Raw genomic sequence first — 13,753 nt, forward strand, 5'->3', positions numbered from 1 at the left:
CACCGCGACAACGAGTCCGACAATCGCAACGATTGCCGCCACTCCGAAAGCTGTGGCGAATGCCGAGTGCTGGGGAAGGCCGCCGGATGAAGTCGCGCTCGCGATGATCCCGGCGGCAATTTGGGTTCCCACAGCAGAACCCAGCGATCTGGCGATCGTGACTATTGCCGTCGTGACACCTACGCGGTCTGCCGGTGCGCTGTCGGCGGAGATGACGAACACTGCCGTCGACGCGGCGGCAACGCCGGTACCCGCAAGGATCAGCACCACAACGATCTGCCACATCGTTGTTGCAAAGACGCCGACGGCGCCGCTCAGGCCGAGGAAGGCAACTCCCGCTACCGCAATGGCTTTCGTGCCGACCCGTTGTGCGAGCTTTCCGGAGATCACCGACGCGATGACCGCTGCGCCGTAGCCGACGCACAGCAGGAAGCCGATGGCGCTGGTCGACGCACCGCGGCCGAATCCGCTCTCTGCCGGCACGGCGAGTTGTTGCGGAAGTAGATAGACAACAGCGCCGTAGGTGAACCCGAAAACCACGCCGACGACCACGGCGCTCCACATCGAACGATGCCGCATCATCGTCAGGTCGACCATCGGCTCGGTTGTCCGGCTCTGATACCTGGCCCAGATCGCGAACACGGCAGCGGAAGCGAGAAGCAGCAGCATCGACGTCGGTGCGCCCCACCCGTTGCTCGATGCGCTCGCCAGCCACGCCGTCAGCGTCAACAATCCAAGAGCCAATCCGCCCGCTCCCGGCCAATCGAGTCGGCCGCCGACGTTCGACATGTGATCTCGTGGTGTGCTCACGGCAAAAGCAATTGCGCCGAGCAAAACGAACGCGGTCGGAACTGCATACATCGCGGTGCGTGAGACGTTTTCCGCGACGGGCCCGGACAATACGACTCCCAGAGCGCCGCCGGCCACTACAACAGCCCCGAGCAAACCCGTGGCCGTCTTCAGTCGGTCCGAGGATAAAGTGCGTCGTAGGACCACGAAGCTCACGGGAAGCAACCCGAGCCCGAATCCCTGGAGAAATTGGCCGAGGACGAACAGCGGGAAGATCGTTGCGAGAGCGGACACGCTGCCGCCCAGGACAACGATTGTCGTGATCGCGAGCAAGGTGGGGCGGGCGCCGTACACGTCGGCTATTCGCCCGGCCATCGGCGTGACGAGGACAGTGCTCAACGTCAGAGCGACGGATGCGAGCGCTCCGACGTCGGCCGTCACTCCGAAGTCTCTCTGTATCAGGGGGAGTGCGGGGACGATGATGCTTTCGAGCGCGGCCACGGCAGCGATCAGCAGGGTCAGGCTTGCGATAGTTGCTACCGGTCGCGGCTGATTGCCGGAGACGCTCTCTGTGGTCATCGTGCTCTCTTTCGATCGGGGAGTGAGGAGCTTATGGACGCGACGAAACGCCACCCCTCCAAGATCCCGGAAGGGTTGTGGCACTGGATAATCGGGCTGTGAAGTAGACCGTCCCGCTATTTCGTTACGCGTACCGTTATTGTGGAGAAATGTAATCGGATTCAGCGCACAACGCAAGAGTCGGACGGGTTGGAAATGGTGCCATGTATCGCCAGATCGCAACGGGCAGACTTTTGCTGCTACCGTCGGTCGGTGTCAGGTGATGTGACGATGGGGCTCATTTCTCGATGAGCATGACGCTGGTCACCAAAATGCTTCTCCGAGCAGGGAGTTCATCTGCCGGACACATTCAAGGTCCCCGTTTGAATGCCGGGTTTGTTAGCTTTCTGCCTGTGACGCGACGTCACGGAAAGTTCACGAATCACGGAGGATCATCATGGGTTCTATTTCAACGATCATCGGAATCTTCGAGCTCTACAAGCTTCTCGAGCCGCTGCTGAGCTCGCTGAGCTGATTCAGGTGTGATTTCGCTGTCGAGCCGGGGCGCCGAGGGACTCGGCTCGACAGCGGATCTCGAGGATCCGGCGCGATCAGGACCCGTGGAACGGATGTCGGCACCGGCAGAATTCCATCGCTCCGGTGTAGTGGTCCATCACCAGGATTTCTGCACACCGAGCGGGCTGCGGTGCGAACCTGAGGCAGCGCTCGATCCACCCACGCTCCAGCGAAGGGGCGGGGTGCGCGCAGTTCCCGCATCGGCCGGGACGTTCGGCGACACGTACGGAACCGTGGTGCTCCGGGGGCATGCCAAACATCTTGGTGGTGCGATGTTTCCAGGGCAATGGTTCGGCTCGAGCGGAAGCTATGTCACGAAAGCCCGGCGGCGATATGCGAGGACCGAACCCGTTGAGCTGCGCTACCTGGATCCCTGATAATCCGATTGCCCAGACTGAGTTTTTTGGTGCAAGTTGCGGCTACTGCGCTGACGCCCAGAAATTCTCGGACTATCTGGGCAACGATCATGCGGTGGTAACCGCGAACAGAATCCGATCCGGCTCGCGTTGCATACGGGTGATCGCGACGCGGCCCCCGATCCAAGCACCAAGTGCACCAATCGCAACAGCGACAGGGATGGCGGAATAGTTCACCGGGTTCGGTAGCAGCGCCCCTAGTAGCACGCCGGGCGCCGTTGTCGCGGCGAAGATGACGATGGCGAGGATGATCAGTCCGAAGGACGAGCCGTTGAAGGATCCGCGGGTGTTGAGGGAGAACGTCTTCTTCATCTCCGGGACCGGGTAGGGGGCTTTGGCGGAGATCGCTACTGCCAGTCCTGCACCGACTCCCATCATCGAAATGCCGACGGCGAGCGGCACGGCCAGTCGGTCGGTCCCGAGGTCCCCGAAGATCCGTACAGCAGCTGTTGCGACGACCACGAAGGGTGTCATCACGATCGCCCACGCGATTTGTCGGCCCCGGACGTCAGCGGCAGCGGCTTCGGGGATCATCACCAGATGCCAGATCGATGCGCCGTCGAATCCGTACAGATTCGATCCGGCTGCCATTGCCAGGTAGATCAGGAACCAGGCACCCCATGCGGCGGAGAAGGGGATCGATGACGAGATCAGCGGTCCGAAGCCGGAGACCAAGGTCATGATGGCAACGGAGAGCAGTTGTGTTCGTCGGCGCATGTCTCCGTGCCAGAGCGAAAGCTCGCGAGAGATGACGGTGCCCAGTCGGGATGCGCGCCAACCGGTTCGAATGTCGCGGCCCTGGTTCTTCAATTGCACGGAAGTGGCGCCCGCTGATTCTGCGACCTTCCCGTTGAAGTAGCGAACGACCAGGCGTTGCCATGACCACAGCAGTGCGAGATCGACCAGCACCAGGGCGAGGACTGCTCCGGCGGCGAGGAGCCAGGCGCCTCCTGCTGCTGCGTCGACACTGGTGATTCCCCACGCGAACGGGATCGAATGCGCGATCGTGAGCGGCCACGTGACGTCGCCGTCCACGACCGTGCCGAGGCGACTCTGCAGCGGAAATTGCAGCAGATACAGTCCGCCGAAGAACGTGCCGAATGCCAACAGTCCCAGTTCGCGGCTGCGACGACTCCGCAGGAGCTGCGGCATCGCCAGCATCGCGACCCGTGAGGTGCCGACAATGAGCAGGACCGTTGCGGGCCAAGCGATAATGGCCAATGGCAGTGCGGCAGGGTGGTGTGTAGCGGCATAAATTGGAATCGCTGCGGCAGCCAACGCGGTAATCGGCACGGTCATACCGACCAGCGACGTCGAGAACAGTGCTCTGGCGAGTCGGACGGGTTCCAGGGGGAGTAGTTGGAAATGTCTGGGGTGAAGATTGTCATCTGACAGACCAGACATGATCGGCATCAAGATCCACGTCACGCCGATAGCCGAAAGTGCGAGACTGGTTGTGCCGCTGACGAGATCGGGAGAAACGCCGTTTGTTCCCGAAGCTCGTAGGCACAGTAGCGCTGCCCCCAGAACCCCGAACAACGCTGCAATGACCTTGATGACAGCTCTTCCACCGGTGAACTGACGTTTGTAGAGGGTCATGCGCATGCGGAGAACAGTGCGCCACACAGAGACCGACGGGTTCCAGTGTGTCGGTGAAAAGCTGGTGGTGGTCATGCGCGCATCCATGACAGTCCGTCGGGACTGGGACTGCGGATACCGACCAGGCGAACGAATGCCTCGTCGAGAGTGTTGCCTGCGCGCACCTCGTCGACCGTTCCTGAAGCCACGACGCGACCGTCTGCGATGACTCCGATGTGAGTACACAGTTGTTCGACAAGGGCCATCACGTGACTGGAAAGAATGACCGAGCCACCTGAGTGGACGAACGAGAGCAGAATGCTCCGAATTCCGGCCGAAGAAATGGGGTCGACAGCTTCGAACGGCTCATCCAGTACCAGTAAGCGAGGGCCGTGCAACAAGGCCGAGGCCAACCCGATTTTCTTCGTCATGCCCGCTGAATAATCGGCGATGACCGTTCCACCTGCATCGGCGAGATCGAGCGCGGCCAACAGTTCGTCGCGTCGTGACGCGATGACGTCCTCTGGCATACAGCGCAGTCGCCCGAAATAGGTGAGTAGTTCATGACCGGTGAACTGCGCGGGTAGCGCCAAACCGTCGGGTAGAACGCCGAGCAGACTCTTCGCTGCCACAGGGTCGTTCCACACGTCGTAGCCGTACACCAGGCTGCGACCGTAGTGCGGGCGAAGCAATCCGACAGCCATCGACAATGTGGTCGTTTTTCCCGCACCATTCGGGCCAACCAGACCGAACAACGAACCTGAGGGCACCGCAAGAGAAAGGTCGTTCACAGCAACTTTCGCACCGAACGCCATGCAGAGGTGTTCCACTTGCAAAGCCATCGGTCCGGGAGGTAACTGTCCTGTCTCGGGGAGAGGGTGCATCGATCGAGGGTAACTGTCCGGAGCCATGTGCGCGGAGACGGAGCGGAGCGATGCAGGCTGCGTGCACCGAATGTCATTCCTAGGTGGGGGTTGCGACATGAGTCGCTGGTTCGCAAGGGGAGCGGATGGCAGGAGTCGAACCTGCGTGGACGGTTTTGCAGACCGCTGCCTTGCCGCTCGGCCACACCCGCATTGATCCAATTATGTTCGTAGTGAACAACAGTCGCCACCATTGTGATCAGGGTGAGTTGATCGCCGTGTGACGGATCGCAGGGACTGCGGGGGAAGTGCCGGGTCAGGCGCGGGAGAACACCGCGACCAGGAATTCGGAATCCTCCTTGAACGGGCGAAGATCCCACGTGGAGAGCAGCAGATCAGCCTCGAGGCCACTCGCGGTCGCGTCGGCGAGAAACTCGGGGAACTCGTAGCCACGGCCGGCACCGAATCCGATGACCACTCGGCCGCTCGGAGCGAGATGACGAGCAAATCCTGACAATACTGCTTGCCTGGTGGACGGCGCGAGAAACGCCACCACGTTGCCTGCCGACACGATGACGTCGAAATCTGCCTCGACACCGCGGGCCGGCAGATCGAGTTCGGCGAGATCGCCGACAAGCCACGTCGGTCCGGGGTGGTCTTCTTCTGCGGCAGCGATGAGAACCGGGTCGACATCGACTCCGACAACCACATGCCCGACGTCGTGCAGATAACCGCCGAGTCGGCCAGGCCCGCACCCTGCATCGAGAACCCGGCCACCGCGTCCGAGCATCGCGTCGATCAAACGTGCTTCCCCGACAATGTCCTTGCCGTCCGCTCTCATTGAACGGAAACGCTCGACATATCGTGTGGAATGCGTCGAGTCGGCTGCAGTGATCTCTTCCCACTGGCTGGGGATGCGCTCGTTCGGGGCGTGTGCAGTCATCTTTCGAGGGTACCGACAGCTCACCGGGTGCCGACGACCGTCCCGTCTGCGGCATATCCGACGAGGGTTGGACGAGGGGACGTGAGCGACAGGGGAATCCATCCGTAGAAGCGGTCTTCGGCAAGAATTGTCGGATAGATCTGGCCGTCTGCGGTGTGAAGTTCGGCTCGGACAGCACCTCCCGCCCCTGCGTCGTAGGTCGCCGCGTGCGGACCGGCCTCGTACCCGGCGCCGCCCCCGAATGAATCTGCGCCGTACAAGTCAATTGATCTGCAGCCGTGTCCGAGGCCGATGAATTTCGACGGACCAACCTTGTCGATGTCGGCTGACGCCTCGAAAACCGGGGCGACGCACCTCCAGCCATTGGCGCCGTGGGCGACAAAGACGCTGAACAAGGTTCCGTCAGGTCCGGGAATGGACCCGACCCGCTCGGCGGTGGACGGATCTATTCCGCCGTTGGTTCCCGGCATCGTCTGCCAACCCGAGTACATGTCGGTGAACGCTTTCGGCATCATCCCCGTGGCAGCGGCGCAGCCCACCACCACTGCTGCGCAGATCGCCGCGACGAGAACGATGGCACCGACGCGACGGCGTGGAGCCTTGGTTGCCCCAATGTTGTTTTCGGTAGCCATGATTCGGGTGCGTACGGCATCTTGGACGTTCTCGGGCCAGAGTTCGGCGGAAACCGTATCGCTCGGCCGCAGCTTCTCGAGCGTGGTCAGCAGATCTTTGCTCATGGGGTACTCCCGTGTTCGGCGGCAGCGCAAGGTCGGGCGGTGTTCATCGGGATTACGGTGACGGATTCTGAAGTCAACCCGGCGCGCAATCGACGCCGAGCGCGAAAGAGACGAACATGCATGGCCGGAACCGAACACCCAGCGACCCGCGCGGCTTCGGTGGCGGTCAACCCGTCCCAGTCAGTTAGGAACAGGGCTTCACGTTCGGTGACGGTGAGTGTTGCCAGTGCTTCGAGCAGTTCCGTGCGTTCGGTGACAGTGACGTCGGCGCCCGGCGTCGATGCCGCAATCTGCTCGATGCGTCCCATCTTCTCGGTGAGCGCGTCAAGGCGCCGAACGCTGCGACGGTTATTGTTCACGGTGTTTCGAGCCACCACCAACAGCCATGGCAGTGCCTGCTCGGGCACTTCGTCCAAGCGTCGCCAGGCAACGAGGAACGTCTCGGAGACAACCTCCTGCGCGCTGTGATGATCAACGTGGCGACAGGTATACGCGAACACCCGACCGGCGTAGGCGTCCCACAGGGCGGTGAACCGCTCTTCGCCGCTCGGCGGCGGTCGTTCCTCGGATTTCGGGGTTATATGAAGAGATGTCCGGCTGGTTGCTGATCCTTACAGCCTCTGAGCTAATGGACGGTTTGGCGTGTTACTCCGGCCGAGAACTCCCACTGTCAGAAGCAACAGAGCGAGGATGTACAGCGTCATGATCCAGATGCCCGCAGCGGCGGGCTGCCACTTGTTCGCCTGGCCGAGCAGGATGAGGGCGTCAGAGGTGAGGAACAGCGCGCCGCCGATACCGGTGATCGAGTTGTACGTCAGTGCGGTTGATGCGGTTCCCACCAGGATTGCGGCGTACACGGGGACGGCAATTCGAAGTTCAGGTTCGAGACCGGTCCAGGTGTACGACACAAGAGCGATCCCAGCGACGGTGTAAGCGCACAGAAACCATGGCCGCCTTCGTATCTCCCGAAGCGCGCCGTGTGAGAGAAAGAATCGGATGAAGCAGAGGTGACCGATCGCGAAGGCTGCCATCCCGATGACAAACGTGGTCTCCCAGATCAGGAACAAATCTCCGAAAGCACAGGCAATCAGCGCAGCAGCAACAATTCGAGGTCCGCGTCGGGCGACAACCCAGGCAGCCAGAATCGGAGCGAGCATGACCTTGGTGATCCCGTCCCAGGGCGCAGCATCAGCGGCATTGAGGATCAGATGGACAATCGCTACCGCTGAAAACACGACGAACCATGGGGCCCGGATGATGCTCGGCAGCCCGGGGTCGAGGTCAGATTCACGCATCGGCTCAGTGTAGGAAGTCCGCTGCACGCTCGGCGAGGTCGAGCGCCGGCTGGGGGAGTATGCCGAGGATGAGCGTGACACCGGCGCCGAGGCCGATCACACTGCTGGTCAGTGCACTCGGTACCACGACGGTCGGAGCGTCTGCGGCCGATTCGGTGAAGAACATCAACACGATCACTCGCACGTAGAAGTACGCGGCGATCGCGCTGCACAGGACGCCGACGATCACGAGAGGTGCGGCCCCGCCCTCGGCTGCCGCGCTGAACACCGCGAACTTTCCGATGAACCCACTGGTCAACGGGATCCCGGCGAAAGCCAACAGGAACAGTGCAAACACAACTCCGACCAGCGGTGAGCGCCGGCCCAATCCGGCCCAGCGCGAGAGCGTCGCGACCTCACCGTCTGCGTCCCGAACCAGACTCACGACGGCGAACGCGCCCACGGTGCTGAATCCGTAGGCCAGAAGGTAGAACATCGCCGAGGCCAGGCCGGCATCCGAATCCGCAACCACAGCGGTCAGAATGAATCCGGTGTGCGCGATGGCCGAATACGCGAGCATCCGCTTCATATCGGTTTGCGTCACAGCGACGATCGATCCGACAACCATCGTGAGAACCGCGACCGCCCACATCAGTGGACGCCAGTTCACGTACTCGTTGGGCAGAGCCACATAGAAGACACGAAGGATGGCACCGAATGCGGCGATCTTGGTCGCAGTAGCCATGAAACTGGTGATCGGCGTCGGCGCCCCTTGATAGACATCGGGAATCCACGAATGGAACGGCACGGCACCGACTTTGAACAGTAATCCCACGGCCACGAGTGCTGTCCCGAGCCACAGGAAGGCATCGGTACCCGACCCGCTGTGAGCTGCGTCGGCGATACCGGAGAGCGTGACCGTCCCGGCATAGCCGTACAGCAATGCGATTCCGAAAACGAAGAACGCCGACGAAAATGCCCCGAGCAGAAAGTACTTGAGCGCAGCTTCCTGGGAGAGCATGCGACGTCGGCGTGCCAGACCACACAGGAGATACAGAGGCAGTGAGAACACTTCGAGCGCAACGAACATCGTCAGCAGATCGTTGGACGCGGGAAAGAGGAGCATGCCGCCGACAGCGAAGAGGGTGAGCGGAAAGACCTCGGTCTGGGCGATACCGACCTTGACCGCTTCTTGTTCCGCAACACTTCCGGGGACGCTCGACGCTTGAGGGGTGAAACCGCCGAGCGCGTCGTGTTGCGCGATCACCTCGGCGGTGTTGCCCGAGCCTCGCTCGGCGATCAGCAGTACTGCGGGGATCGACACGAGAAGGATCGTGGCCTGCAGGAAAAGGGTCGGACCGTCGACCGCTACAGAACCCATCATCGCCGTCGACCGCGTGCCGGCGAGCAGAAGCACTGCCACGAATGCGGCCGCCAAGCCTGCGACACCGAGGACGAGTTGCACGGGGTATCGAAAACGCCGGGGTGCAAATGCCTCGATGAGTACGCCCACAACCGCAACACCGAACACGATCAACATTGGCGAGAGCAAGCTGTATTCGACACTGGGTGACGCCGTGCCGGCTGAGCCGAGGATGGTCACGTCGTTGAAGGAACTCATTTGTGGGCACCTCCTTCGTGGTCGGCGACGAGCGGGGTCGGAGCCTCGTCGACGACCGTATGGCTCACTGCAGGAGTGATGACGTCCAAGGCAGGCTTGGGGTAGATGCCGAGAAGCAACAGGAGTGCGATCAGAGGGGCGACCCCCACGAGTTCGCGTCGAGCGAGGTCGCGGATCGTTCCCTGCTCTTCCTTCACAGGTCCGCCCATCATGCGCTGGTAGAGCCAGAGTATGTAGATCGCGGACAGGACAAGCGCGGCAGTCGCCGCGATAGCGGCCACGTGGTATCGCGAGTACGTCCCGATCAGCACCAGGAACTCACTGACGAACGGCGCGAGACCCGGCAGCGACAGCGTTGCCAACCCCGCAACGAGGAATGTGCCGGCAAGTACGGGTGCAACTTTCTGGACGCCGCCGTACGCCGCGATCGATCGAGTACCTCGCTGCGAGACGAGGAATCCCGCAATCAAGAACAGAGCCGCAGTGGAGACTCCGTGATTGACCATGTACAGCGCGGAACCCGCCTGGCTCTGGCTGGTCATCGCGAAGATTCCGAGAATGATGAAGCCGAAGTGCGAAATCGACGTGTAGGCGATCAGTCTCATGACGTCTGTTTGCGCGATCGCCAGTATTGCGCCGTAGACGATCCCGATAACGGCGAGCGTGATGATCCACGGTGCAAAGGTCGACGACGACTCCGGGAACAGTTGCAGGCAGTAGCGAATCATCGCGAACGTGCCCACCTTGTCCACGACCGCCATCATCAACACTGCTGTCGACGGAGTCGATTCCACCGCGGAGTCCGGCAACCAACTGTGCAGCGGCCAGAGCGGTGCTTTCACCGCGAACGCGAACATAAATCCGAGGAACAAGGCGTTGAGCACCCCGGGTCCAACACCGAGTTCACCGCTGTTTGCCGCTGAGGCGATCGCCCGGAAGTCGAAAGTGCCGCTGGCGAAGGGACTCTCGTCGCGCGTGGTGACCACATACAGGCCGATGACTGCAGCGAGCATGACCAGGCCGCCGAGGAGGTTGTAGAGCAGAAACTTCACGGCTGCGCGAGATCTGCCCACTCCGCCGAACCCGCCGATGAGGAAATACATCGGTATCAGCATTGCCTCGAAGAAAATGTAGAACAAGAGAATGTCCAAGGCGCTGAACGAAATCATCACCATGGACTCGATAACAAGGATCAGCGCGAAATAGGTGTGCGGCATTCTCTTGGGTGATGCCGGGTCTGCCGGGACGTCGTTCCAGCCCGCGATCAGTAGTAATGGCACCAGCACTGCGGTGAGAAGAACCAGAACGAGTGCGATCCCGTCGAGTCCGAGTGTGTAGCTGGTGCCGAAAGCCGGTATCCAGCTGTGGCTTTCGACAAATTGAAATTGTTCGCCGCCGCGGTCGAACGCAACTCCGAGAACGGCGGCGCCCACCAGGACTGCCACGGACACAGCCAATGCGAGATACTTCGCAAATTGGTACGACCGTGCCGGCAGAGCGAGGACAACACCCGCTCCGATGAGCGGAAGCAACCAGAGCACCGTCAGCGCGGGGAAGCCGGTATTGGTCACAGAGTCGCTCACCGCCGCTTCGATCACCACAGTGTCACCGCCATCATTGTCGCGACCACGAGTGTTGCTCCGACAAACATCACCAGCGCGTACGAGCGAACAAACCCGGTCTGTAGCTTCCGCGTGAGCGCGGACAGCCCGGTGACGACCACCGCAAAGCTGCCCACGACGCCGCCTATTCCCTTGGTGTCGAACACTTCCAACGACTTGGTGAGTTGTTGTCCGGGCTTCATGAACACCGTCTCGTTGAAGGCGTCACCGTACAGATCGCGGCGAGCCGCAACGGTCAACGGTGAAACCGGAGTAGGTGCCACAAGTGGAATCTCCCGGGTGGCGTACTCGCGATACGCAATCGCGACGCCGGCGGCGACCGCGAGCAGCGCCAGCGCGGTGATCGACCATGCGGGTATCGGCGGTTCGACGTGATGTGAGCCGACAACCGGTTCGAGCCAGTTCTGCAAGCTGGACCCGATGGTCAGGAGCATCCCGGCGCCGACGGACCCCACCGCCAGGATGATCATCGGAGACGTCATCACCGCCGGAGATTCGTGAGGTTTCTGGTTCTCCCAGCGGGCCTTCCCGAAGAAGGTCATCAGCATCACGCGGCTCATGTAGAAGGCAGTGAGCGCCGCACCCAACAGCGTGACGATGCCCAGCACAACACCCTTGATGCCGCCCTCGCCGATCGCAACCTCGATGATCTTGTCCTTGGAGAAGAACCCGGCAAACGGCGGAACACCGATGATGGCAAGGTATCCGAGCCCGAACGTGACAAAAGTCAGTGGCATGAACGCTCGGAGCCCGCCGTAGCGCCGCATGTCGGTTTCGTCGTTCATCGCGTGCATCACCGAACCCGCGCCGAGGAACAGGCCTGCCTTGAAGAATCCGTGGGTGATCAGATGAAGGATTGCGAAGGCGTATCCAGCTGGTCCGAGGCCCGCCGCCAGGACCATGTATCCGATCTGACTCATGGTCGATGCGGCGAGCGCTTTCTTGATGTCGTCCTTCGCGCAGCCGATGATCGCACCGAACAGGAGCGTCACGGCACCGACGATGACAACCACGAGTTGAGCGTCGGGTGCGAGATCGAAGATCGGATTGGAGCGCACGATCAGATAGACGCCGGCCGTGACCATCGTGGCCGCGTGAATCAGAGCCGAGACGGGGGTGGGGCCCTCCATCGCGTCGCCGAGCCACGACTGCAGTGGCACCTGCGCGGACTTCGCGCATGCAGCGAGGAGGAGCATCAGGCCGATCGCCGTCAGGACACCTTCGCTTGCACCAGACGCGTCGGCGAAGACGCTGCTGAACGAGAGCGAGCCGAACGTGGTGAACATCAACATCATCGCGATCATCAATCCGATGTCGCCCACCCGATTGACGACAAAAGCCTTCTTGGCAGCGGTCGCCGCCGACGGCTTGTGCTGCCAGAAGCCGATCAGGAGGTACGACGCCAAACCGACGCCTTCCCAGCCGACGTAGAGCCCGAGGAAGTTGTCGGCGAGCACGAGGAGCAGCATCGCAGCGAGGAAGAGATTGAGGTAGGCGAAGAACTTCCGACGCTCGGGGTCGTGCGCCATGTAGCCGACCGAGTAGATGTGGATCAGCGAACCTACACCGGTGATGAGCAGGACGAAACACATCGACAGTTGATCAAGCTGCAGTCCGAACTCGACCTGAAGACTGTCGACCGGGACCCAACTGAACAGGTGCTCGGTGACGGTGCGGTCGGCGGTGTCGCGGCCGAGCATGGCGATGAAAGACACCACTGCGACGACAAACGACGCGAGTGCCATGACGCAGGCGAACAGGTGGCCCCACGTGTTCGTGCGACGACCCGCCAGCAACAGGACAGCGGCGCCGCACAGGGGCAGGGCGGGGAGCAACCAGATGGCGGACGTGATTCCTCCTGACATGTCAGTACTTCAGCAGGTCTGCGTCGTCGACGGATACAGAACGCCGAGATCGGGAGATGATCATGATGATTGCCAAGCCGACGACTACTTCGGCCGCAGCTACCACCATCGTGAAGAAGGCGAAGATCTGGCCGTCCAGATTGCCGTGCATGCGCGCGAAGGTCACGAATGCCAGGTTCGCGGCGTTAAGCATCAATTCGATACACATGAACACCACGATGGCGTTGCGTCGCAGGAGGACTCCCGCAGCCCCGATGGTGAACAACAGGACCGACAGATACAGGTAATTCTCGGGATTCATCGCGCAGCCTCCTCACCGGTACTCGGATCCGGGGAACGCGGAGTGAGTGCGCTGCTGACGGAGAGCGTCGAGAACGTTCCGTCGGGCAACAGTGCCGGCATGTCCACTGCGTTGTGACGTGCGTACACGCCGGGACTGGGGAGGGGAGTGGCCGAGCCCTTGTCGGGATTGCTCTCATCGCTGCCCAGGTACGCGAATCGTTGCTGCGAGAGTTCGCGTTGGCTGAGCGTGGATCCGATCTTCTCCCGATGCGCGAGCATCATTGCGCCAAGTGTCGCCGTGATCAGCAGTGCGCCGGTCAGTTCGAAGGCCCATACGTAGCGGATGAAGATGAGATCGGCGAGAGCGTCGATGTTGCCCTGGTCGAGTCCGGTGAATCCGGTGAACCCCGAGATCGACGCATTTCCGAGGCCGCCGATAAGGAGTAGCCCGAATCCGACGCCGATCACGATCGCGCTGACGCGTTGTCCCCGTAGCGTTTCGACCAAGGAGTCCGAAGAATCCACGCCGACCAGCATCAGGACGAACAGGAACAACATCATCACTGCGCCGGTATAGACGACGACCTGGACGACACCCAGGAACAGTGCGCCCTGCACGATGTAGAAGA

At 61.6% G+C, this 13,753-nt stretch carries 13 protein-coding genes and 1 tRNA gene; 1 reads left to right on the plus strand and 13 read right to left on the minus strand.

Annotation, left to right across the window (positions count from 1 at the left end):
* Nucleotides 1-1,368, minus strand: a 1,368-nt coding sequence (locus A2J01_RS11970; RefSeq protein WP_064112775.1) for an MFS transporter, incomplete at its 3' end; no start/stop codon positions are given.
* A gap of 521 nt (nucleotides 1,369-1,889) precedes the next feature.
* On the opposite strand from A2J01_RS11970, the gene A2J01_RS11975 reads away from it, so the two are divergent.
* A complete protein-coding gene (locus tag A2J01_RS11975; protein WP_064112776.1) occupies nucleotides 1,890-2,300 on the plus strand; it encodes a hypothetical protein in 411 nt (136 codons plus the stop codon).
* An 87-nt stretch (nucleotides 2,301-2,387) separates the two neighbouring features.
* Here A2J01_RS11975 and A2J01_RS11980 read toward each other — a convergent pair whose 3' ends face one another.
* From A2J01_RS11980 to A2J01_RS12035, 12 genes are all read right to left on the minus strand, one after another.
* Nucleotides 2,388-4,013 (minus strand): hypothetical protein, encoded by a 1,626-nt coding sequence (locus A2J01_RS11980; RefSeq protein WP_064112784.1) that lies wholly within the window; start codon nucleotides 4,011-4,013, stop codon nucleotides 2,388-2,390.
* Nucleotides 4,010-4,801, minus strand: coding sequence for an ABC transporter ATP-binding protein (locus A2J01_RS11985; protein WP_064112777.1), 792 nt, complete (start codon nucleotides 4,799-4,801; stop codon nucleotides 4,010-4,012). The genes A2J01_RS11980 and A2J01_RS11985 overlap by 4 nt, the downstream gene beginning before the upstream one ends.
* 120 nt (nucleotides 4,802-4,921) lie before the next feature.
* Nucleotides 4,922-4,992, minus strand: a tRNA-Cys gene (locus A2J01_RS11990).
* Between the two features lie 104 nt (nucleotides 4,993-5,096).
* On the minus strand, nucleotides 5,097-5,723 hold the full coding sequence (locus A2J01_RS11995; protein ID WP_003942244.1) for a class I SAM-dependent methyltransferase: 627 nt from the start codon (nucleotides 5,721-5,723) through the stop codon (nucleotides 5,097-5,099).
* A 20-nt stretch (nucleotides 5,724-5,743) separates the two neighbouring features.
* Nucleotides 5,744-6,460: a hypothetical protein gene (locus tag A2J01_RS12000; protein ID WP_064112778.1), complete on the minus strand. Its 717-nt coding sequence runs from the start codon at nucleotides 6,458-6,460 to the stop codon at nucleotides 5,744-5,746.
* The gene (locus A2J01_RS12005; RefSeq protein WP_064112779.1) at nucleotides 6,457-7,041 is read right to left on the minus strand and encodes an RNA polymerase sigma factor; all 585 of its coding nucleotides are present in this window, start codon (nucleotides 7,039-7,041) and stop codon (nucleotides 6,457-6,459) included. Before A2J01_RS12005 ends, A2J01_RS12000 begins: the two co-directional genes overlap by 4 nt.
* A gap of 30 nt (nucleotides 7,042-7,071) precedes the next feature.
* Nucleotides 7,072-7,755, minus strand: coding sequence for a lysoplasmalogenase (locus A2J01_RS12010; protein ID WP_007735138.1), 684 nt, complete (start codon nucleotides 7,753-7,755; stop codon nucleotides 7,072-7,074).
* A gap of 4 nt (nucleotides 7,756-7,759) precedes the next feature.
* On the minus strand, nucleotides 7,760-9,355 hold the full coding sequence (gene nuoN / locus A2J01_RS12015) for an NADH-quinone oxidoreductase subunit NuoN (protein WP_064112780.1): 1,596 nt from the start codon (nucleotides 9,353-9,355) through the stop codon (nucleotides 7,760-7,762).
* Nucleotides 9,352-10,956, minus strand: a complete 1,605-nt coding sequence (locus A2J01_RS12020) for an NADH-quinone oxidoreductase subunit M (RefSeq protein WP_064112781.1) — start codon at nucleotides 10,954-10,956, stop codon at nucleotides 9,352-9,354. Before A2J01_RS12020 ends, nuoN begins: the two co-directional genes overlap by 4 nt.
* Complete coding sequence (gene nuoL / locus A2J01_RS12025) at nucleotides 10,950-12,842, minus strand: NADH-quinone oxidoreductase subunit L (RefSeq protein WP_007735142.1); 1,893 nt, start codon at nucleotides 12,840-12,842, stop codon at nucleotides 10,950-10,952. Before nuoL ends, A2J01_RS12020 begins: the two co-directional genes overlap by 7 nt.
* A 1-nt stretch (nucleotide 12,843) precedes the next feature.
* On the minus strand, nucleotides 12,844-13,143 hold the full coding sequence (gene nuoK / locus A2J01_RS12030; RefSeq protein WP_064112782.1) for an NADH-quinone oxidoreductase subunit NuoK: 300 nt from the start codon (nucleotides 13,141-13,143) through the stop codon (nucleotides 12,844-12,846).
* Nucleotides 13,140-13,753, minus strand: a 614-nt coding sequence (locus tag A2J01_RS12035; RefSeq protein ID WP_064112783.1) for an NADH-quinone oxidoreductase subunit J, incomplete at its 5' end; no start/stop codon positions are given. The genes nuoK and A2J01_RS12035, both read right to left, overlap by 4 nt.

Origin of the sequence: Rhodococcus sp. EPR-134, from assembly GCF_001647205.1 — a bacterium.
Classification (GTDB): Bacteria; Actinomycetota; Actinomycetes; order Mycobacteriales; family Mycobacteriaceae; genus Rhodococcus_F; species Rhodococcus_F qingshengii.